This window comes from Flavobacterium sp. UW10123 (genome assembly GCF_040538975.1).
Lineage (GTDB): Bacteria > Bacteroidota > Bacteroidia > Flavobacteriales > Flavobacteriaceae > Flavobacterium.
The window spans coordinates 86,460-109,812 of sequence record NZ_JBEWQE010000014.1 but is presented as its reverse complement, the minus strand read 5'-3'; the positions used below and the strand labels follow the sequence as shown (position 1 = coordinate 109,812).

The window sequence follows — 23,353 nt, the reverse complement described above, 5'->3', positions numbered from 1 at the left end:
TTTTAGTTACAAATTTGAAAAAACAACTTTTTTAGTAATTATTATAGAGCCGTTTTCTAAAGTCACCTTAACTAATAAAACCTGATCGCTAGAATGTAAATTAGTAATCTGTAATTCTGACGAATTAACTTTTTTCTTGCTGTATAACGATTGTGCTCCTACATCAAAAATATTCACCTCTTTTATCGTTTCTTTAGAAGAAGTAATGCTTATTACTTTATTTTTTATAGAAACCAAAACACTGCTTTCAAGATTTTCAAAATCACCTGTTCCTAACGTTTTATTTGTATATCGAAGAACAAAACGATCTGGAAAAGTTCCAGTTAATGTACTGAATGTATAGTTTTCATTACGTAAGTTAGTGATCTTTCCTGTTGATTTGTCTTCTAAATAAACTTCTTGCTCATTAAAGAATCCATCCCCATGATCTATTGCAATTGTAAACTCTCCTTCTATTGAAGTTTTATATCCTAACGGAACCAAGTCACTATTATCAAATGGAAGAGCACGCCCTTGAATTGTTAATTTTTTGGTTTCATTTATACTATAAAAATCAATAAATGAATTACCAGCAGCGCTAAAAGCATCGTAATTAATGTCTACACTATTAGTTGCACCTTGAATATAACCAACCAATATTTGCTTAAAAGCACCTTGAGTATTTGTAATATTCAACCATATACGATTTTTTTCTATACTACTTTTAGCTGTTTTAAGGAATTGTCCATTATTTGCTTCAACACGCATTGCGTTATTAAAAAGTATTTCTGTTGTTTTTGGTCTAGCAAGGAATCCTTGTCCTGCGGCAATAAATCCGTCAAATGGTTTAGCTGGTGCGCCATTATTACCAACACTGGTTGTTCCAGAAGTATTATAAGCTATATAATCATCACTTGTATAACGATAGGTGTTATCTCCAGGTGCTTTTTGCGGAGAGGTAACATGCGTCCAAAGATAAATTGTTCCTAATACATCTTTATTAGTCTCTATTAATGCATCTGCATCTACTGCTGATGGATATGGATTCCCAAAAAAGAAATATTTATCGGCAACTACAGATTTTACCGTTATGTTTCCATTATTTGGAACCCCAACAAATTTTCCTGTAAAAATACCTGGTACAGCAGTATCAAATCCCTGTGGTCCTCTAATACTGTAACCATTTCCTACTTTCATGGACATTCCTCCATACAAGTTAGTTTTCCATCCTGCAATTGGTTCAAAATAAAAATACTTGTCAAAAAGAGTCGTAGGTGAAAGTTCATTCATCTTTGGCCCAAGATCTGGTGACACTGTAACTGGACTTGACCAATACGTCAAATCAAATCGGCGTACGCTAGTTTCCCTCTCATAAACTATGTTTCCTGAATTTTGTATATCTGTTTTTTGTATTAAACTTGAACCATTCCTAAATACCAATCTACCATTACTTGTTACTTCATTTGTTATCGTCAAAGTCAAACCAGATGGAATAATTACTTCTGATCCATCTGGAACTCTAATTTCTAATGAACATGCGTCTATATTTGTTTTTGATAAAGGTATAACATTTGAGAAAGGCTGATTTGGCAAAACCGAAGAAATGATAACACTTTTACTTCCGTCTGGCTCATCATTTGTCCATGCTGAACCATTCCATTCTGTAAACGAACTAATATCATCTATTGTAATAGTTGCTAAACTAGAGGTACAACCTGTAGCATTATCTGTAACAGTAAAACTATAAGTATCTGCTGTTAAATTTTGAATAGGTAAAGTAGATATTGTACCAGAATATGTCTCTGGCAAAGTAGTTGATCCCGTTTGGTTAATTATCCAATCTGCTGGCAAAGCATCTATTGTTATGCTTCCAAAACTGCCACAAGACACATCAGTGTTTTTTACAATTGATGGTGTTGGTGCTTTAATTACTGTAATAGTTTTACTAACTGATACTGTATTGCATGAACCGCCTGAAGTTGTCAATGTCAATGTGATGCTTCCAAATTCTAATGCTCCTGCAGTATACGTAGCATTTGCTGGATCACTAGGGTTTGTCCATATTCCTGATCCTCCGCCCCATGTTCCGCCCGTAGCTCCGCCTCCAACTGATCCGCCCATAGCCGCTGATGTCGCTCCTTGGCAGATTGCCGATAAAGCTGATCCTGCATTGGCCGTCGGATTTGGATTTACTGTTATGGTTTTAGATGCCGTTGCAGTTCCGCATGAACCGCCAGAAGTAGTCAATGTCAATGTGATGCTTCCCGATTCTGATGCTCCGGCTCTATACGTAGCATTTGCTGGATCATTAGGGTTTGTCCATATTCCTGATCCTCCGCCCCATGTTCCGCCTGTGGCTCCGCCTCCAACTGATCCTCCCATAGCCGCTGATGTCGCTCCTTGGCAGATTGCAGATAAAGCTGATCCTGCATTGGCCGTCGGATTTGGATTTACCGTTATAGTTAATATAAAAGGCACACCTGTACAACTTCCTGTAATTGGAGTAACTGTATAAGTTGCTGTTTGAGCTGTTGCTAAGCTATTCACTAATGTACCTGTTATAATATCTGTCGCAACTGTATTTGCCGCTCCGCCACTTAATCCCGTTGAAAGAGATGGTGCCGTCCAGGTATACTTTGTATTATTTGGAATTGTTCCATTTGTTGGTGTAACAGAAAACTCAACTCCCGTACATGCATTACTTGCCATTGGATCAATTGTTGCTGATGTTACGTCTACCACAACTGGTGATGAAGTAACTATCGTATTTCCTCCACAGCTTATTTTTGCATGATAATAAGTTTTTACTGTCTGAGAAGTAGAAAATGTAGATTTTGAACCTGTTGTATCTAGAAAATCAATTGATAAATCATCTATACTGTGTCTATCATTTTCACCTCCTGTTCGTGCTGAAAATTTGAATTTCCACGCAGATTTATCTGCTGCACCATAACCTGGCAAGAAAAGCTCTGAAACAACAGTTGTACCTGCAATTACCAAAGATAATTTTGCATTTGCATCAACTCTTAAAACTAAATTTTGGTAAGATGCATTTCTCAATGGAACTACATTGATTGCAGAAGTAAAATACATTACATTATTATACAACACTCTTACACGACTTCCTCCATTTAAACCTTCATTATCATAAGTATCTAATTGAATAATAATACCATCACCTTCACCATTTTCTCCTCCCCCTGCTCCAGCGTTAACATTGTTACCATAACTAAAACTCATACCATCTGCTCCTTTACCTCCTGTAGTTGTATCCCAAATTCTAAATTTAAAAGCTGCTGTAAAGGCATTTATGTTAGCATTTGGAGACTTGTTTATAAAGAATCCACTATTATGGCCCCCTTCAGTTGTTCCTGTTAGAACTAACTCGGTTCCGTTTATTAAACAATCGGCACCAGATAGCACTATAATTCCATCTGAACTTGAGCTGTTTGGAGATTGGGCAGTAGAAAAATTACTAGAGAAAAAATTTATCGGTGTCGGTGTCGTATTTGACCAATTCGTTCCATCTGTCGACTTTTCCCAAACATATGTCGAACCATCAACGAACGAGCTTCCCAAAGACAATACAAAAGGCTCATTAGGACATACCGATGGCACTGAAGAAACCGTCGTGCTTGAAGTTGGATTTCCTGAACAAGAATTCAAAATGGTAACAGTATATTCTTCAATTTGCCCTGCACTATCACTTGCAACACATGGACCACCAGAGTAATCTCCCATTCTTCCCACAATCCTCATTTTAATATTTCCTGCCACTGCTGCTGTAGGAATTGTTAAATAAACAGATGCTGCACGACCATCTGCCCCTGTTGAATTATAAATTGTTCCTATTGTAAAACTTTCAGTAGCATCTGTAAAAACCCCATTATTATTCCAATCAAAATAAGCGGTATAATAGCCATTTGTATAGCCAGTTGTATTTCCTTTTACCGTCAAAGCATACTTCTCCCCCTTAACAAGTGTGGTAGGAGTTTCAGCAGTAAAATCTTCATATGTTAAACCTGTAGTAAGATTAGGACTAGTTTTGTGCAAAGTATTTAATATAACATCTGTAATTGGATTAACACTGCTAAAAAAAGCACATGTCACATTTAATATTCCAGTTGCTGTACTGCCAAAGTAAGTATTATTTGTACGCTTTGCTGCAGATGCTGTACTACCCCAAGAAGAAGGTGTAGCACTTGTTCCTCCATAAGTTAGAGAAGCAGCACTATGATTTTGAGTACCTAAATTTGCCGACGAATTTATGACTAAAGCATTAACTATAGTTGTTGAGGCAGTAAAACTTTTTGCACCAGTCCCAGCCAATGTTAAATTATAGAAATTTGAAACATTGAAAGATTGTGTTCCTGAGCCATTTAGTGTCACTGTTCCTAATCTGGGAGTAAATGTTCCGTTATTAGTAAAGCTCCCACCTATATTTAGCGCATAATTATTAGTTGATACGTCTAATGTAGTTCCTGAACCTATAGTTAAGTTATTACTAACAGTTGTAGCAGCACCAAAAATTTTGGCACCACTCCCTGACGTTGTTAAATTATAATATGTAAGAGCACTTGACCCTAAATTTTGATCTCCTGCTTTATTATACTCAACAGTACTTGTATTTGACGTAAAAGTCCCACCAGTACCCGATACATCTCCACCAATCTTTAATATGCTTGATCCTCCATTTAACGTACCACTTGTCCTTGTCCAGTTTCCAGAAAAAGAATGTGTTAAGCCAGAACCTAAATTTAAAGTAGTTGCATTTGTAGCTCCAGCTATTGTCAGATTTCCTCCATTTACATTTCCCGTAAATGTTGCTACTGTTCCTCCAGTCTTATTCATTGAAACTGTTCCTGTCGTTGTAAAGCCTGTGATGTTTTGTGTATTTCCTCCTGATATAGTTACATTTCGTGCTGCGAAATTTAGAATACCACTTCCAATATTCAGTAAATTACCTTGTACTATTATATTTGCACTAGGATTCGCTGTTGTTCCTGAGCCACTAAATTCTAAGTTTTGATATGTAATAGAGCCATTGATTACTGGACTATTATTATAATAATCTATAGTGAATCCGGAAGATAATGTCCCTGGAGTAAAACTATAATTATTAGACCACAAAGCTGCTCCTAAACGTAATTCTCCTGCAGTTAAAGTAGGTGAATTCGAAACAGTCAAAAGAAATGTATTTGCATCAAAAACTCCAGCTGTATTAGTAAAATTTGCTACTGAAATTGAATTGTTTAGCAAAACGCTCCCTCCTGTTTTATTATTAATTAATGAACCTATAGAAGAAGAAGATATGTGTCCTGAAAGATTTTGATTTAAATTACCAGTAAAAATAACTGTTGCTCCTGATCCCGATGATGTTCCATTAAAAGACCAATCACCTGTTAACGAAATTGTCCTAGTTCCTCCTCCTGTAGTCCAATTACCTGATCCAGTTACACTTCCGTTCACAGTGAGAACATTTCCATTTGCCATATCCAATATAGCATTAGCATTTATTATTAGTCCTGCGCAGGTACGATTTCCATTTGTGTTAACTGAATTACCATTTGTTGTTGCAATAACAACTATATCTCCAGTTCCAGGTTGAGCATTCCCAATCCATGTGGAACTATTATTCCAGTTCCCTCCCGTAGCAGTACTTGTAATTGTTGCCGCATAAGCAAAAGAAACCACAAAAAACATCCCAACACACAGTAATCCTAAACTTGGTGAATTTAATCTTTTGAGGAAAGATTTAGAGGAAATGAAAAATAAAAACGAGTAAAGTAATTTTCTCATCATATAACAGTAGGTATTTGTTTTTAAATTTGTTTTTGGTTTGCTTAAAGCAAAAAAGGCATTCTTTGTAAAAGAACAAATATTCTTTTGGTATTATATTGGAATCCAAAATGTTAAATTCTAGGCTTTAAGCCAAAATTTAAAAATGTTAAATTTCCGTACAAAAATATTTAAATTAGCCTAATACACAAGGTTATAATTTATTTCTTTTTGTAAAATATTAACAAATTTCAGAATTAATTTATAACTATTTCACCATTACTTCATTTAAACGTTAAAACGCATGAAAAACCCGACGAACAGCACTTTTACCATCAAAGAAGCTTTACAAAAGTTAGAGCACTTTTGTGCCTATCAAGAACGTTGTCATGATGAAGTAGTTGCTAAGTTATATACCCTAAAAATGACTCGCGACGAGATTGACAGTATTGTCGTACAGCTTATTGAAGGAAATTTTCTGAATGAGACTCGTTTTGCCTGCAACTTTGCCAGAGGCAAACATAGAATCAAACATTGGGGGAAAATTAGGATTACAAATGAACTTAAAGTGAGAAATATTTCGTCAACAAATATCACCTTGGCTCTAAAAGAAATTTCTCCTGAAGAATATTTTGAAACTTTCGAAAATTTAGCAGAAAGATGCTGGAATGGTATTTCTGAAACCAATCAGCTTAAAAAGCGCAAAAAGTTCTGCGACTATATGCTTCGAAGAGGTTATGAGAGTAATTTGGTTTATGAAAAAGTTAAGGAATTAGAAGAAAACTAAAATTCCACTTTATCTTAAAAAATGCTTTTTTATCTCTCGAAGATCCACTTGATTTTCTTCAAAATCTAGATAAAATTACCTACATAAATCCCAACAACTTTTGGTTGTAAATTATTCTATTTTTGAAAGATTTATAGCAAATTCGACGTTTTTTGACCTAAAACCTCAAAAAACAGTCTTAAAAAACCTTCTTTTTTACAATTATTCTTATAATAAATTTAAGCATTTTATAAGAATACTTGCCGAACATTAAAATTTTTAATGCAGTTTATCGACTATTCGATCAATTCATCGATTATATCGGGGTTCTCAAAACCCTAACAAATTCTAGCTCGTAGATGTATCTATCTTTGCCGCGGTTCAAAAAGTCCTATGCCAGCATAACAAATTGATAGAAAACATTTAACATGAAAAAAACTTTACTTTTATTCTTATTATTGCCTTTTTTTGGATTTGCTCAAAATGTCGATTTAATCAAGTGGAATGCAACAATCCCAAACGATGAAAACAAACCTACCGTTAACCCAAACGTTGCTTTATCTTATCTAACTTCTTCTGAGGTACAAGTTAAATATAATAATGGTTGGGAACCAGAGCCTTTTTTTATCTGCAGCGGCTGGCCAACTGGTCAGCAAAATGAAGGCGAATACGATCCTGCAAAATATGTAGAATTTAAAGTTACCCCTATCTCTGGGAAAAAGCTCGATTTAACAACTTTCAATTTGACATTCAAAAGTCAAGGCGGTGGTTCCACAGAAAAATTTACGATCTTATACACTAAAGATGAAAAATTTCAAAAAGACATAAAAGTTTTAGTCCCAGAAAGAACTAGTGTAGACAGCTGGGTCTCAATAAACCCTTCTTTTTCAGAAGAAATTAATCCGGTTTTACCTGGTCAGACTGTTTATGTCCGTTTATATGTTTACAATTCAAACAATGCCTTCCATATTAAAATTGGTAAACCCGATTCAAATCCACAAACAGCTACTACAATTACGGGAAGCGTTTCAGATTTTGATCCGAACAAAATTTTGGCTATCAATGACTATGTTAAAGCCATAAAGAATACTACTTTAAATATTTCTCCGTTAAATAATGATGTTAAAAAAGAAAATGTTGCTTCTGTGACAATTTCTTCTCCTCCGCCAGCGTCTCAGGGAACAGCAACAGTGAATCCAGATAATACGATCACTTTTAATCCTGCAGCCAATTTTACAGGAGTCTCGACATTTAAATACACAATAAAAGATGCTTCAAATCTTACATCGGAAGCTAAAATACAAGCAACTGTTGGTGAGGAAACACCTGAAAGTTTAGTTATCTGGTACGGACGAAATGCTTCGAATAGAGTTGAAGCAACTGTATTGTCTCCATATGTAACATCAGGCAATATAGGAAACAAGAATGTATCTATAAATCACAACATTAATGAAGATGCAAAAAATCCGTTTTTTCAAACTGCAGGCTGGCCATCAGGAGTTGCTAGTGATACTAAATACATAGAATTTACAATAACAGCAGATAACTCGCATCGTGTAAACTTAACTGCTCTTAATTTCATGTTTAGAAATCAAGGTGGGAATGGCCAAAAATTCAAAATTGAATACACAAATGATCCTACATTCACGACCAATAGAAAAACGTTATTAGCAGAAACAAGTACTACTGGATCTTGGAAAAGCATCAGTGCTCCTTTTAGCTCAGACTTAAATTATTTGCTCCCGGGAAAAACTATGTACATTCGTCTTTATGTTTATAATTCGAACGAAGAATTTCAGTTTAGAACAAAAATAAATATTACAGGAAACATAAAAGATCCTAACGTGTTTGCCGCATATAGTGATTTTGCAACAACTCCTTCTAACAAAAGTATTAATATTTCAATTTTAGCCAATGACGTAGTTGGAAGTACTCCTGTTCAAAATATTGAGGTTACTCAACCCACAACAGGCGGAACGGTTGTAAAAAATGGAATCACAGATGTTACTTTTATTCCTACACCAGGATTTGTTGGAATGTCTAATTTTACTTATACAATTTCTAATGGAACTTTATACTCGTCGGCAACTGTAAGTGTGGATGTTACCCCTGCGCCTTGTGCTCCCGCCGAAGATCCTACCGTATTTGAAAATGATAAATGGATTGGGTATGTATACAAATACCCAAAAGACAATCCTGTGCCAACTATTGGTTATAACGATACACCTAATACCGCAATTGCGACTTATGTTGGAACAGTGACTGAAAATAAAAATTTTGACAGAGACGTCGATAGTGGCGCTATTACAGGCGTTACCTCAAACTTTCCTTGCGAAGTTGCCCCTTCTGATTATTTCTTGGTGCGCTATAGAATGCGAACTAAAGTAACAGAAACTGGACTTTACAATTTTTTGATTGGAGGTGATGATGCTATCAGATTGTATATCGATGGTGAAATTGTTTTAGAAAGATGGAGCGGAGGAAGTTATGCTGTAAAATCCTCACTTTATAAACTTGAAGCAGATAGAAATTACGATTTTGTTATCGAATATTATGAATTAGCAGCTAACGCTAGAGCCTCTTTCTCATTTGGTTTAACCAAAGGAGACCCTACTGAATTTGGAGACAAGGTTTGGAATGTTTACGGCTACAACGGCAATGACATTACATTAACAACTGCTGGCTATGCAGGATATTATATTGATACAAATCCAAATGCCAATTCAACTGCATATTGGCCAACAACTAAATCGCCAGCTGCAGCAATTAACTGGCAAGGTTCAACAATGCTTAATGATTATTTTACAGTAGTTTCTAAACGTAAAGGTTTTGCTTGTGGTCAATATCAGATACAAGTTGCAAATTATGATGATGATCTTCAAATTTTTGTAGACGGAACTGAAGTTTTCTACGAAAAAGGAAACACAGATACTGCTGTATTAGTCAAAAAAGGTCAAATTTTTTCTTTAAACAGCAAAACTAAAGTAGAAATACGTTTAAAAGAAAATGGAGGTGGAGCAAAATCTTCTGTAATTTTTATAAATATTCCAAATAATGGAACTGGTGATGGAACCGGCAGCACTTTAGAAATAAATGAAAATACAGAACTAAATTCAGATCTTACTGTTTGTTCTTGCACAATTAATGATGGCGCGACATTAACCGTTAAAAAAGATGTCACACTAACTATTGACGAAGACATAAATGTTCTTGGGAAAGGAAAATTATTAATTTTAGATGGAGGCGCATTACTTCAAACTTCAACAAGTAAAGATATGTTTACAGGAAGTGATAAATCTTTTGAAATACAAAGAATAACCAAAGTACGCCGAATGGATTTAACGTACTGGTCTACGCCTGTAAATAACAAAGATTTTGCAATGAAAACATTGTCTCCAGAAACTTTATTTGACAAATATTTCTACTTTACTTCAGATTTTAAATGGGCTACTAACCTATATGGAGTCATGATAATGGAACCAACCAAAGGATACAGTATTAGGGGGCCACAGTATTTTGACACTCAGATTGCTTCTGATTTTACGGGAAAATTCTATGGGACACCAAACAATGGAGATTTCCCAATTGCGACAACTGCAGACAAACACCACCTTATCGGAAATCCTTATCCGTCTGCTATAGACGGGCGAAAATTTATTAGAGATAACGGAGATGTGGGACCATTATATTTCTGGACACATGTTTCGCTTCCAAAAAAAGAAAATGGCAGTAACACCTACAGATACAGCAGTCCAGATTATGCAATTTTAACATTATTTGGATCAACAAAAGCTACAACTGGAGGCGAGGCTCCTTCGGGCTACATTGGTGTTGGACAAGGATTTATTGTAAAACCAAAAGTAACTTCTCTTGTGTTTCGCAATGACCAGCGTGTGAAAGCACAAAACACACAGTTTTTCAAAACCACAGCAAAACAAGATGAAGGCGAGGTAAATCGTCTTTGGTTAAATTTAAGCAATGATGAAGATGCATTTAAACAATTACTAATTGGGTATGCAGAAGGCGCAACAAACAGTTTCGATTATAACTATGACGCTACAACATTGTCTAGTAATTCGTATGTAGATTTTTACACCATAAATGAAACAAAAAGATTATCGATTCAAGCAAGAGCCTTACCTTTTGACAATACTGAAATAATTCCTCTTGGCTATAAAGCGGTTGCCGAAAGCCAACTTACAATTTCTATTGACCATGCCGACGGTTTCTTTAACACTCAGGCAGTGTATCTAGAAGACAAAATAACAGGTATTATAACTGATTTACGTGCTTCTAATTACACTTTTACAACAACTATTGGAACCTTTCCTGATCGTTTCGTATTACGCTATACAAATAAAACATTAGGAACAGGTGATTTTGAAAATACGGCAGATGGTGTACTGGTTGCTGTAAAATCAAAAGTAATACATGTGACTAGCGGAACTGAAAACATTAAAGAAGTAAAAATCTATACAATCGGTGGCCAATCGCTTTACAACAACGCTAAAATTGAGGAAAAAGAATTAGAAATTAAAAACTTACACTCTAGCAATCAAGTTTTAATTGTAAAAGTGATTCTTGAAAATGGTCACGTTGTCACAAAGAAAATCATATTTAATTAATAATAGAAACCCATCGCAAAGATGGGTTTCTTATTTTATGCTACTTTTAAATTTTCGCTCATAATTAAAAAACAAAATCTCTAACTAACTCTAAAACTTCATTTATTTCTTCCTGTGAATTATAACTGTGAATGCAAAAACGTATTCGCTCCTGATTTTCTGGAACAATTGGCGAAAGAATGGCTTGCACATCAAATCCCTTATCTTGAAGTTCTTCTGCTAACTTTCCAACATTATCATTCCCTGGAACAATTGCAGAATGTATTGAAGATTTACTGTGAACGAACATTGGTTTTAATCCCAGTAAATTTTTCTGCTGATTAAAAAACACAATATTCTTACGAAGCTTTTCAAGAGACTCTTTTTCAATTTCCAATTGCTGATATGCTGTAAAGATTGTTGTAATAACATGAGGAGACAAAGCAGTTGTATATATAAAGCTTCGAGCAAAATTAACTAGATAATCTTTCAGCTCAATATTTCCTAAAATTGCCGCGCCTTGGCAACCTAGAGCCTTTCCAAAAGTTACAATTCGAGCAAAAATCTTGTTATGCAATTTCAGATACTGAGCCAGTCCTTCTCCTTTTTCACCAAAAACCCCCAAAGCATGAGCTTCATCAACAACCAAATAGCAATTGTATTTTTCTGAAAGCTGCACCAACTCTTCTAAATTCGGACTATCACCATCCATAGAAAAAACAGTTTCTGTTACAATGTATATTGTTGTATCTGGAAATTTAAGAATATACTTTTCCAAATCTTCAAAATCGTTATGGATAAAATGATACGATTTAGCACTAGACATCCCAATTCCATCTTTTATAGAAGCATGACACAATTCATCATACAAAACAAGATCATTTTCTTGCGGTACAGCACTAAAAAAACCTAAATTGGCATTGTAACCCGAATTAAAGATTAAAGCTGATTCTGCTTCATGAAATTGCGCTATAAAAGTTTCCGTAATTTGATAAATCGAATGATTTCCCGTCGTCAATCTTGATCCCGTAGCCCCGCTTTGAAAAATTTCGTTTTCTAACAAGTAAGCATGAGTATGTTTATAAATAGTTTCCGATTTAGAGAATCCTAAATAATCATTAGAAGAAAAATCAACTAGATTATTAAACACAGGCAATTTTCTAAACAGATTTTTCTGTTTATAGCTTTCTATTTTACATTTAAGATTTTCAGGCAGTTCCATAAAAACAAAGTTATGCAATTCTAATTAGAATAAATGGCGGATTATAAGCAACCCGCCATTTTCTAAATTTAAATAGCACTAATAAAAGGTGACTGTCTAACATAATTTGACTCAACCAATTCTTTGACAAGAAACTTCGAAATATCAAAAGCCGTAATTTTATCTCCTAAACAATCTTCAAGATTCACAGAGATTTCATGACTATCATCAGAAAAAATAATTAGCGGAACACGAACCTGTGTCCAATTAGCCGTACTGCTATTTAAAAGATCATAAGTAAATTGTCGGTCTCTCTGAATTTCAGGAAAATTAGTTTTCATCCATTCGGTTGCCATCATTGTTTTTGAACTCTTTTTATCGAATGGAGTATCTATATTCAGTCCAGCAAGTAGAACATATCTCTCAATTCCATATGTATTCATAGCATTTAGAACATTCTTTGTTGCCTGACTTGCTACCATGGGTTCTCCTAGCCTCTGACCAATAGTACATATCACTGCTTGACAATCCTTGAGCAGTAAATTTATAGACTCACTATCGATTGCATCACCTTTGATGATTTCTATTTTTGAATTTTGAATAGTAAAATTGTTCGGATTTCTTAATAGAAGTTTTACATTAAATCCGTTCTCTAGTAACTGATTTACTAGATATCTCCCTGTTCTTCCGTTACCGCCAAGAACAGCAACTTTTGATATATTTTTCATATATTTTCTTTATAAAATTTGACATAAAAAATCATGTTACATCATTAAAGATGCAACAAAGCGTAAAAGCTTCCTTAGCCTTTACAATTGACCAAATATTTTATAAAGAGATTCTAATAGTTCAAAAGTAAGAAAATAAAAAAAGCCAGACAATACTGTCTGGCTTTTTAGCTTATTTTGAAATTGTTTTAGTCAACTAAAACAATTATCTTATTGTTTTTCATCTCGATTGTTCCTGACTTAATCCCTAAAGTATAAGTTTGGTCATTAACTCTCGTAAACTTATCAGCAGCCTCTTTAGAAAAACTGAAGCTTGGAGCTGCAATTTTAATTGTCCCTTCTTCTAGAATTGAGACAATTGGGGCGTGATGATTTAAAATCTGAAAGCTTCCATTAACTCCTGGTAAGCTAACTGATGTTACCTCTCCTGAAAATAATTTCGCTTCTGGTGATACTATTTCTAAAATCATTTTTTTTGAGTTATGAGTTATAAGTTATGAGTTATAAGTGAGCAGAAACTCATAATTTATAACTCATAATTCATAATTTATATTAAGCTTCAGCTAACATTTTCTCTCCAGCTTCGATTGCATCTTGAATAGAACCTTTCAAGTTGAAAGCTGCTTCCGGAAGGTGATCTAACTCACCATCGATAATCATGTTGAATCCTTTGATAGTATCTTTAATATCAACTAATACACCTGGAATACCTGTAAATTGCTCTGCTACGTGGAATGGCTGAGACAAGAAACGTTGTACACGACGTGCTCTAGATACTGCAAGTTTATCATCTTCTGATAACTCTTCCATACCCAGGATCGCGATAATATCTTGTAATTGTTTGTATTTTTGAAGAATTTCTTTAACTCTTTGTGCACAGTTATAGTGCTCATCACCTAAGATGTGTGGAGTTAAAATTCTTGAAGTAGAATCTAACGGGTCAACCGCAGGATAGATACCTAACTCAGCAATTTTACGAGACAATACAGTTGTAGCATCTAAGTGCGCGAAAGTTGTAGCTGGCGCAGGGTCAGTTAAGTCATCCGCAGGAACGTAAACCGCTTGTACAGATGTAATAGATCCTTTGTTTGTAGATGTAATACGCTCTTGCATAGCTCCCATCTCAGTTGCTAATGTTGGTTGGTAACCTACCGCAGATGGCATACGTCCTAAAAGTGCTGATACCTCAGAACCTGCTTGAGTAAAACGGAAGATGTTATCAACGAAGAATAATACATCTTTTCCTTGGTCTGATCCAGCTCCATCACGGAAATACTCAGCGATAGATAATCCTGAAAGCGCCACACGTGCACGAGCTCCAGGTGGCTCATTCATTTGTCCGAAAACGAAAGTAGCTTTAGACTCTCTCATTCCTGGCATATCTACTTTAGATAAATCCCATCCTCCATTTTCCATAGAGTGCATGAAATCATCACCGTATTTAATAATTCCTGACTCTAACATCTCACGAAGCAAGTCATTTCCTTCACGTGTTCTTTCACCTACTCCAGCGAATACAGAAAGTCCACCGTGACCTTTTGCGATATTGTTGATCAACTCCTGAATCAATACTGTTTTACCAACACCAGCACCACCAAACAATCCAATTTTACCTCCTTTTGCGTAAGGCTCGATCAAATCGATTACTTTGATACCTGTGAATAAAACTTCAGATGAAGTTGATAAATCTTCAAATTTTGGTGCTGGTCTGTGAATTGGCAGACCGTTTTCTCCAGTTTTTGGCAAATCACCTAAACCATCAATTGCATCTCCAACAACATTAAATAAACGTCCATATACGTCTGGACCGATTGGCATTTGGATTGGATTTCCAGTTCCAACTACTTCATATCCTCTAGACAAACCGTCTGTAGAGTCCATAGAGATCGTACGAACAGTGTTTTCTCCAATGTGAGATTGTACTTCAAGAACTAAAATTGTTCCGTCTTTTTTAGTGACTTCTAGTGAATCATAAATTTTTGGAAGTTCAACATCTTTACCGTTGAAAACTACGTCTACTACTGGTCCAATGATTTGAGCAACTTTTCCTATTACTTTTGACATTACTTATGTATTTATTAAATAGCTATTTAGGTTTATCGAAAATACCTCTTTTTTCAGAGCGCAAAGATAATTTTTTAAAATATAAAATCAATTTTTTTTTCATAAAAAATAGCATGATTTTGTTTGATTCATAAAAGTTGGGGTCCAAACAACTAAAAAAGCAAATTTTAACATAATAAAAAAAGTCACCATATTTTAAAAATGAGTGACTTTTTTACTAAAAAAATTGGCTTTATTATAATTATAACACTTTAGGAAACATAACCGGATAGTTACCTATGTTTACTCCATTTAAGTTTGATCCGTACTTAGCATTGATAGCTTCAATGAATTTATTAGCAATCAAGGCATATCCTCTTGGCGACGGATGAACCCCGTCTAAAGAAAATGTACCACCTGTAACAAATGTAGACTTCATTGTAAAGCCATTAGCCGTAATTCCAGCGCCTGCAATTTGCTTCATTAGAGTTTCCGTATCTAAAATAGCTAAATTTTTAGCTACAGCCACTTCGACAATAGTTTCATTGTAAGATTTAGTAGCCTTAGCCACTTCCGCAATTTCATCTTTACTCAATACCCATTTATCTGCTAAAGGCACCGAAACCCCATTAACTTTTGTTGGATCTTCACCAACAAGTGTCCCTATAAAGTTCATAGCAGTTAAAACTACTAAATCATCTTTTGTCGCCTGTCTGTACGAAGGAAGCCCATAAGCTGACAGATTAGTTAAATAACTATCCTCAATCACTACAGCATTGTTTCCAACTACAAAGTTTATTGTTCTTTTTGCAACTTCGTCAGCACCTATTAATCCTAAAGCTTTCAATTGCTGCAAGCCTCCATTGTAAGTTGCATATCCCGCATTTAATTGAGCAGCTTTCTCTGCGGTTAACCCTACAGGATTATATGGAACAGTTGTAAAATAAGGCAACGATGTAATGTTTGGCAAGTTTGCTATTACGCCTTTTGCTCCCTTTGCTGTTAATCCATTGATTATATTGGTATAAACCATTTTGAAAACTGTGGGATCTGTAATATCACTGCCCGAATAAGTTGACGGATCCATGTTACCTGTTTGGTCTTTTCCTGTACCTCCTGATGTAGCATATCCTAAAACATCATTTCCTCCAATCCATAAAGAAAAGAAAGTAGGAGATTGTGCAATTGCATCAGCCAAGACTGTTGTAGTTGGAGAGCTTGCGAATCTTGCAAAATACGGATTAGCCTTCCCTGTTGCTACTCCAGCCACATTACCATAACCAGGAGCAACCAAATGATAACTTCTCGCACCAGGAACTCCCAAATTATTAAAAGCACCCGAAAGATGCGTAGTAACTTCTGTTGTTGGCACTCCATCTACAGGAACAGGAGCTTTCCCATTAAAATACAAACGTGGCCCACTAATAACATTCCCCCCTAACAACAACCCTCCTATATTATCATTGGTTAATGGCGTATTAAAAGTCGCATTAGTTATTAAAGCAAATTGGTGCGCAATGACATTAGTATATGCTCCTTGCTGGCCTTTGATAAACAAAGCATTATCACTAAAACCCGCCGCAAAGGAATCACCCAAAGCAACATATTTAGCAAAATCAGCCGAACCGGAAGTTAAAGGCAAACCATCAGTCGAGTCAATTACTTCTGAGGTATTATCATCACTATTACAAGCCATAAAGGTTAACGAAACCAATAAAAGCCACTTGAAATTTTTTATCATAATTTATAATTTTTATAATTATCTGCCTCCAAACTAAGCGTCTAGAAACATAAATAATGAATTTGACTTAGAACTACAATTGATTATGGGTTAATAGTCCAAGAAGCAAAATACTGCTGTCCGATTAATCCAGCTCCAATTACTTGGTAATATTCTTTTCCGCCAATATTAGCTGCTCCTAGTTTTACTACTGATTTTAATTTTGGAATTCCATAATTTATCTGAGCATCAATTACAGTTGCCTCTTTAATTATACCATCAGCAAAACCAGCTTGCCATAAATATTCACTGTTCCATCTTCCGCTTACATTAAATCCGAAATTCTTAAACAGCTTATCATTTCCAATTGACATTTTAACTCTATGTTTCGGTGTATTAAACCCAGGCTCAAAACTTGGATCTTTTGCTTGATCAAAATCAAACTGAGCATAATTGTAATTTACCCCTAATTCAAAGTCAGAAATTATTTTTCTAGAAAGCCCAACTCCAAAGCCTAATGAATGTATCTCTACATCTGAATTAGTATATAATTGATATGCTCTATATTCTCCGTTTTGAAGTGCTCTAATGGACTGAACACCTGGATCAGAAGTTCCTGCAGCTATATTCGGATTATCTTGAGCAGTTCCGTAGAAAGGAGAAACTACATTTAAATTACCAATAAAATCGTTATATATATTATAGTAACCATTAAGATCTATCGATGTACCTTCAAAAACAGAACGATATCCTAACTCAAAGGCTTTTACTTCTTCAGGTTTCACATAATTCGCTCTCGATTTTTTTAACAGTGCTGCTGCTGCAACTGGATCTGTTCCTGCCATTGCAGAAAATGCAGTTACCGAACTTGCTATGTAAGAATTCCCATAAGCATCATTACCATTCATAACTTTTGTTTGACTTCCCGTATACGCCTGTCCTTCTGCACTAAGATTAAAAGTCTCATTAAATCTTGTTAAGTTATCAGGAGCAGAGCCAAGTAATACTGCATTCCCGATATTAAATCCTATGTATTGATCCTGAGTTGTTGGATTTCTAAATCCAGTCTGGAAAGATCCTCTGAAATTATGATTTCTTTTTTCTCCAGCAGAATAAACAAGAGATAAACGCGGAGAATAATTACCATCAAAGTTTTTAGATTTATCATAACGAAGAGATCCCGTAAACTTCAATCTATCATCCATAAATTTCTTCATCAATTGCGCATATGCACCATATTCATTATAATTTATCTGACTATTGGCATCAGTATAGATTCTTCCGTGAGAGTTTAGCTCATACGCTCTAAAAGAACCTCCAACCTGAATTTCAGCAAATTTTATTATATCTCTGAAATTATAATTTGCATCTGAGTGATACATTTTCGAATTATCCACCAATCTTGACCCTGTTAAAACATCTGGATCACTTATAACCTGATTAAATGCATTTTTAAACTCTGCCGTACCAGGTAAAAAACGACCTGTATCAGCCGTAGATCTCGCAGTTGCATGAGCTTGTTCTGGCGTCATACCTGCCAAAGTTCCCTGAATAAATGCTCCTGCATATTGACCAAACCAAGTATTATCGTCTTTCCATTTTCTATTTACATTGATACCTGTAAAAATCATATCATAAGAGTGGCCTCCATCTTCACCAGTCATATAACCTCTTAAAAAGAAGTTTTTCCCTTTAAATTCTAATTTATGCTGTTGCATAAAAAAGTCATTTAAATAATATCTATTTGCTCCCTGATAAACTGCATTTCCAGTTCCAAATTTACTCTGCCAGATAATTTCTAATCTTTCATCTCCAAAAGGTCTTCCGTGCAAAGAGAAATCAATTTTCTTATTGGCTGCTTTGTTATCTGTCAAATCAATTTCATTATACCCTGTTCTACTAACCATAGAATTAGGCAAAAGATTTGATGCCCCAGCCGGAATCAATCCCATTGCTTCCAATTTCTGACCCACACCTTTAATATTTGTTGCAGCTTCATCACCATAAACGTTTATTCCATCGTAACTAGGGTCTGTTCTGTCTATACCCGCTCTAGTTTTATCATCATAATTTGTAGCATACCAGTCTGTAGCTTGCATGTATGTAAAGTTTGCTTTAGCTGCAAAATATTTATTAAAAGCATGAGCGAATCGAATACCAAAATCATAAAAACTATTTGTACCCGCGGCTTCTTGCGAAGTTGCACCATATTTAAAATATGTCGAAATACCTTGATTTGTAAATGGACTTTTACTTGTCATAAATAAAATCCCATTAAAAGCATTGGCTCCGTATAAAGCAGAAGATGCGCCAGGAAGTAATTCCACACTTTGAACATCAATTTCCGAAACCCCGATCATATTTCCTAAAACAAAGTTCAATAACGGAGACGCATTATCCATTCCATCAACCAGCTGCATGAAACGAGTATTTGCAACCGTAGCAAATCCTCTCGTATTGATTGACTTAAACGACATACTGCTCGTATTCATCTGAACCTCTTTCATATTTTCCAAACCATCATAAAATGAAGGAGAAGCTGTTTTTTTAATTTCCTGAACTCCCATTCTCTCAATGGTTACTGGAGACTCCAAAACTCTCTCTGGTGTTCTTGACGCCGAAACCACAATTTCATCCAGTTTCGTTTCTTCACCTTTTAAAATCACATTTACTTTTTGATTTGCCGCCGTTATACTTACCGTTTTAGATTCGAATCCTACTGCAGAAACCTTTACCGAAAAAGGCAATTTAGCATTAGTAGTCAATTTAAACGATCCGTCAAAATCTGTAGAAGAACCAGTATTTTCTCCTACAACAACAACATTAGCACCTGGAATAGATTGTTTGTTACCATCAGTAACCGAACCTGTTATTGTATTCTGCGCAAAAGATATTCCGCTGAATAACAACATAATTAGCAAGTAGACTCTCATTAGGGTTAGTTTTTTTTGTTAGTATATCTAGCCAAAATACATAAATATTTTAATATGCATAAAAAAACGTTAAATAAAATTGATATTTATCATAGTTTTATACAATATTTTAACTATTCACTAATTCATTTTATTAAAATAAAAACAATGAAAACGTAAAGAAAAATCAATTTACTATGCATACATATAAATTTTTATCAAAAAACTGAAAAATTCATAAAAATACATACACTCAAAAAAATTTTTGACAATAAAAAAAAGCGAGACCTAAATCTCGCTTTTTTAACATATTTGTAGTTTTACATTACTTTGACTCTACTTTTTTTAATCTTTTATTTAAGTCATTAATTTGCCTGTTTTGCTCTATGATGTACAAAGTCATTTCTTCAATTTTTTGAAGCAGCTTAGCATTCATTTCTCCTAAATTAATTCCGTTTTGCAAAACTTCTGCTTCACTTGGAATATTTTCTAAATAGCCTTTTTCTGCAATATGTTTTTCAACTTCTTCAAGTGTTGGCAAATTATAATCTTTTTTAAACACAAAATCTGACCAATCATTCATATCCACTTTTACTTCTTTAGAATGAATTGTACCATTAACATCAAGTTTGTTTTTTGGAGAATTTGTTCCAATTCCCACTCTATCTTGCATAATACTCTTATAATGCCTAGCATTTGGAGATACAGCTGTTTCAATAGAACTTAGTGTTGTAGTTGTTTTAATTAAATCAATATTTACTGGATCTGTAAGTACACCTTCAATCTTAATCACTAAAAAATTATTTGTGCTTACTAAATGATAAATAGGTATACTATTAGTATCATGATTAAAATCACCTATGTACCATTGAGTTGCAATAGCGCCAAATGCTTCTGGAATTTCAGTACTTTGACTAAAATACCCTCCTACATTATGCCCAATCTCATATCGCTTTGTAACTTTTCCTGTACCCAATTGAGAATTATAAAAAGAAGTAATCGTAACTTCAATCCAGCCCCATAAACGAACACTTGGAAATTGAATATTTATTGCCTGATTGGGCATAGAGTTTGCAAACATTGGTGTTGTTAATGTAAATTCAAAATGATTAGTAGTTTGTGAATACACTGAAGCGGTAAAAAACAACACAAATAAAGTTGATATTATTTTTGAGTTTATTCTTTTCATGTTATTAGTTTATTTATTTTACAAATTATTTTACAAATTATTTTTAAGCTTTCCAGTAAAGCAAACTTTTAATTCTTTCTATTCCAGCTTTGCACTATTAAATTCCTTAAGCCCCGCTCCCGCACGAATCCTTTCGTGTGGCACAACAGTTAGACATCAAACATCCTAAAAACTACCACATCATCAATAAGTCCCTTTTGACCAGAATAATCTATTGCACTGCTGTACACATAATCTTCTGCTTTATAAACCATTCCTTCTTCAACTGGATTATTGTGAACATAATCAATCTTTTGCCGTATCACTTTATTGCTCCACAGTTCTATTGGCTTATTATCATGTCTCCAAAATTGATAATGCTTAACATTGGAACTTTTTTCTGCTTCTTTCTTAAAAAACTCCAACAAGAATTCCCGTCTGCTTTCTCTTGGATTTTCTTGTATACTTTTGACTAGAGATTGACTAGTAAATCTTTTCAAATCTCCAATCAATAATTCTGGATTTTGTCCAGTTATACTTCGAAAAACTAAATGCACATGGTTTGTCATAATACACCAAGCATGAATTTCTAATCCCTTCTTTTTCTGGCAAAACTCTAAACTTTCCAAAAACAAATCTTTATATTCATTTCTGGTAAACACATCTAGCCAGCCCACTACTGCAAAACTGATAAAATACAAGCCTTCAGGATTATGAAACTTATAATTTCTGCTCATTTTTTCTTAAGTACTTACATATTTTAAACTTCAATTTATTTCCATTATGCCACACGAAAGGATTCGTGCGGGAGCGGGGGGTACCCCAGGCATCAAACTATCTTTTTTTTACAATAGTTCCTTTTTGGTCTGTAATTCTTACTATAAAATCAACCTCTATCTAAAGCAACTCACTCCTTTTTTTCACAAAAAAAACTAATTATCTCAATCAACAATAAGCCTATCAATGTAAAACTAATTGGACCATTAGGCATTTTTAACAACTTAAAGCATACAAAAAAAGATGCAAAAGGGTAAATAAAAATTAAAATATCTAACAGTACTACTCTTTTTTTAGAATCAAATTCCTCTATTATCCCTTTATATTTATCATTTTTTAAAAAATAATAGAAATTAGAAAACATTATCACAGTTCCAATAAAATATATCCCATTAAGCGTTATATCTTCAAGAGAATCATCTGCAACTAACATAATGGAACCTAAATTCAAGAATATCATAACTGAGAGAAATATAATGGTTGGTATTTCAGGATATAAATCATTTACTTTAGCAGTTGACTTATACATTCTATAAAAAATATAATCATAAACATTCATCTTATCTAAATTTTAAAGGGCATATTTCACATTGTCGATACATTCCTGAGTCGGGTTTAATAGTAGCTGTATGGTTTACAGGATATCCATTCTCTTGAATAAAAGCCTTGTTCCTTCCATCTATCATTCCTTGTTTATAGACCTCTGTGGTCGAAACTACCTTACCAATCCCCACTGTTATTCCTACTAATGGCCATTTGCGTCCCGCTCCAATAATCAATCCGTCAAAACCTAGGGAATAAGTTGCATCAATTTTTTCTTCGTGCGATTTAGCTTGGAAAATATTATAGAATCCAGAAAAAACAGTATAGCCATCAAGAATATTTAAACCATATGTTCCAAATTTAGAAACATTGCCTAAATCGAAAAAAGTATTGGTAGTCCCTTTAAAATAATATCTTCCCTCAAACTTACTTTCACTAAGAGTTCCTACACTCAATGCTAGAAATTCTTTTGAAAAATCAGAGTCATCATTTTTCTGTAAATTCCCCCCAATTGCCCCTATTTCTAAATTGTTTTCCTGACTATTGCTAAAAGATTCAAAATTGTATCCCGGTCCAATAGCACTTGGCTCTAACGCAGGTTTATTATTGTAATTCTCTAAATAATTGTTTGTAACACTAGTTGCGTACGACGATGCATAAGGAGAAACGACAGTAGATGCTGCACCAGCGAAAACACTTGTCCATGCATTATTATCCCATTTAAAAGGATTCAATTGCCCGCCACTTTCATAAGCCCCTTTGACATATGCAGCAAATAAATAGCCAAAAACGACATTCCAGAATTCTCCGCTGGTATCTGTATATCGCAAAGGATTATTCATCACATACCCATAACGATTATAGTTTTGTGTATTAAAAGGATCCTGTATATTGTTATCTAGTTGTAAACACCGATGCAGCTTTAATTAATTTAAATATTAAAAAAAACGTAACGATACCCCCTCATCTTAATTTATTCAAAAAACCTTATTCATTATCTACAATAAGTTTGCAAAATAAATTTGGTTAAAATTGTACCCCAAATTATTGATGTTGCCAGAACAATAAAAAACAAAAGAGTTAAAAAGATCGAAATTTTTCTGCTAGAAAAAAACATCGGCTTTTCTTTGATTA

At 34.4% G+C, this 23,353-nt stretch carries 13 protein-coding genes; 2 read left to right on the top strand and 11 right to left on the bottom strand.

The features are described 5' to 3' along the window. Window positions 1-6: 6 nt before the first annotated feature. Window positions 7-5,781 (bottom strand): RemA C-terminal-like gliding motility protein, encoded by a 5,775-nt coding sequence (locus tag ABXT06_RS17105; RefSeq protein WP_354591818.1) that lies wholly within the window; start codon window positions 5,779-5,781, stop codon window positions 7-9. A gap of 280 nt (window positions 5,782-6,061) precedes the next feature. Between ABXT06_RS17105 and ABXT06_RS17100 the strand changes: the two genes are divergently transcribed. Next, the gene (locus ABXT06_RS17100; RefSeq protein ID WP_354591817.1) at window positions 6,062-6,544 is read left to right on the top strand and encodes a regulatory protein RecX; all 483 of its coding nucleotides are present in this window, start codon (window positions 6,062-6,064) and stop codon (window positions 6,542-6,544) included. 407 nt (window positions 6,545-6,951) lie between these two features. Next, window positions 6,952-11,148 (top strand): RemA C-terminal-like gliding motility protein, encoded by a 4,197-nt coding sequence (locus ABXT06_RS17095; protein WP_354591816.1) that lies wholly within the window; start codon window positions 6,952-6,954, stop codon window positions 11,146-11,148. 64 nt (window positions 11,149-11,212) lie between these two features. Here the strand turns inward: ABXT06_RS17095 and ABXT06_RS17090 are convergent, their stop codons facing one another. From ABXT06_RS17090 to ABXT06_RS17045, 10 genes are all read right to left on the bottom strand, one after another. Continuing rightward, entirely contained in the window at window positions 11,213-12,349 is a 1,137-nt protein-coding gene (locus tag ABXT06_RS17090; RefSeq protein WP_354591815.1) for an aminotransferase class I/II-fold pyridoxal phosphate-dependent enzyme, read from the bottom strand. Between the two features lie 68 nt (window positions 12,350-12,417). Next, window positions 12,418-13,056 (bottom strand): NAD(P)-dependent oxidoreductase, encoded by a 639-nt coding sequence (locus ABXT06_RS17085; protein WP_354591814.1) that lies wholly within the window; start codon window positions 13,054-13,056, stop codon window positions 12,418-12,420. Between the two features lie 188 nt (window positions 13,057-13,244). Then, window positions 13,245-13,526 (bottom strand): FoF1 ATP synthase subunit delta/epsilon, encoded by a 282-nt coding sequence (locus ABXT06_RS17080; protein WP_008465464.1) that lies wholly within the window; start codon window positions 13,524-13,526, stop codon window positions 13,245-13,247. Between the two features lie 82 nt (window positions 13,527-13,608). Further along, the gene (gene atpD / locus ABXT06_RS17075; protein WP_177211683.1) at window positions 13,609-15,120 is read right to left on the bottom strand and encodes a F0F1 ATP synthase subunit beta; all 1,512 of its coding nucleotides are present in this window, start codon (window positions 15,118-15,120) and stop codon (window positions 13,609-13,611) included. Between the two features lie 241 nt (window positions 15,121-15,361). Next, a complete protein-coding gene (locus tag ABXT06_RS17070) occupies window positions 15,362-16,840 on the bottom strand; it encodes a G-D-S-L family lipolytic protein (RefSeq protein WP_354591813.1) in 1,479 nt (492 codons plus the stop codon). 83 nt (window positions 16,841-16,923) lie between these two features. Beyond that, a complete protein-coding gene (locus tag ABXT06_RS17065) occupies window positions 16,924-19,752 on the bottom strand; it encodes a TonB-dependent receptor domain-containing protein (RefSeq protein WP_354591812.1) in 2,829 nt (942 codons plus the stop codon). Window positions 19,753-20,056: 304 nt separating this feature from the next. Further along, window positions 20,057-20,920, bottom strand: a complete 864-nt coding sequence (locus tag ABXT06_RS17060) for a hypothetical protein (protein WP_354591811.1) — start codon at window positions 20,918-20,920, stop codon at window positions 20,057-20,059. Window positions 20,921-21,069: 149 nt separating this feature from the next. Then, window positions 21,070-21,636 carry an REP-associated tyrosine transposase gene (locus ABXT06_RS17055; RefSeq protein ID WP_354591810.1) on the bottom strand — a complete coding sequence of 189 codons (567 nt, stop codon included), beginning with the start codon at window positions 21,634-21,636 and terminating at the stop codon, window positions 21,070-21,072. A 170-nt stretch (window positions 21,637-21,806) separates the two neighbouring features. Further along, a complete protein-coding gene (locus ABXT06_RS17050) occupies window positions 21,807-22,235 on the bottom strand; it encodes a hypothetical protein (protein WP_354591809.1) in 429 nt (142 codons plus the stop codon). A 1-nt stretch (window position 22,236) separates the two neighbouring features. Then, on the bottom strand, window positions 22,237-23,061 hold the full coding sequence (locus tag ABXT06_RS17045) for a hypothetical protein (protein ID WP_354591808.1): 825 nt from the start codon (window positions 23,059-23,061) through the stop codon (window positions 22,237-22,239). Window positions 23,062-23,353 lie beyond the last annotated feature (292 nt).

Bases quoted from the DNA above. Each gene is read 5' to 3' on its own strand.
- ABXT06_RS17090 (WP_354591815.1), bottom strand. From the start codon at position 12,349: ATGGAACTGCCTGAAAATCTTAAATGTAAAATAGAAAGCTATAAACAG.
- ABXT06_RS17060 (WP_354591811.1), bottom strand. From the start codon at position 20,920: ATGAAAAGAATAAACTCAAAAATAATATCAACTTTATTTGTGTTGTTT.
- atpD (WP_177211683.1), bottom strand. From the start codon at position 15,120: ATGTCAAAAGTAATAGGAAAAGTTGCTCAAATCATTGGACCAGTAGTA.
- ABXT06_RS17105 (WP_354591818.1), bottom strand. From the start codon at position 5,781: ATGATGAGAAAATTACTTTACTCGTTTTTATTTTTCATTTCCTCTAAA.
- ABXT06_RS17100 (WP_354591817.1), top strand. From the start codon at position 6,062: ATGAAAAACCCGACGAACAGCACTTTTACCATCAAAGAAGCTTTACAA.
- ABXT06_RS17095 (WP_354591816.1), top strand. From the start codon at position 6,952: ATGAAAAAAACTTTACTTTTATTCTTATTATTGCCTTTTTTTGGATTT.
- ABXT06_RS17070 (WP_354591813.1), bottom strand. From the start codon at position 16,840: ATGATAAAAAATTTCAAGTGGCTTTTATTGGTTTCGTTAACCTTTATG.
- ABXT06_RS17065 (WP_354591812.1), bottom strand. From the start codon at position 19,752: ATGAGAGTCTACTTGCTAATTATGTTGTTATTCAGCGGAATATCTTTT.
- ABXT06_RS17055 (WP_354591810.1), bottom strand. From the start codon at position 21,636: ATGAGCAGAAATTATAAGTTTCATAATCCTGAAGGCTTGTATTTTATC.
- ABXT06_RS17085 (WP_354591814.1), bottom strand. From the start codon at position 13,056: ATGAAAAATATATCAAAAGTTGCTGTTCTTGGCGGTAACGGAAGAACA.
- ABXT06_RS17045 (WP_354591808.1), bottom strand. From the start codon at position 23,061: ATGAATAATCCTTTGCGATATACAGATACCAGCGGAGAATTCTGGAAT.
- ABXT06_RS17050 (WP_354591809.1), bottom strand. From the start codon at position 22,235: ATGAATGTTTATGATTATATTTTTTATAGAATGTATAAGTCAACTGCT.
- ABXT06_RS17080 (WP_008465464.1), bottom strand. From the start codon at position 13,526: ATGATTTTAGAAATAGTATCACCAGAAGCGAAATTATTTTCAGGAGAG.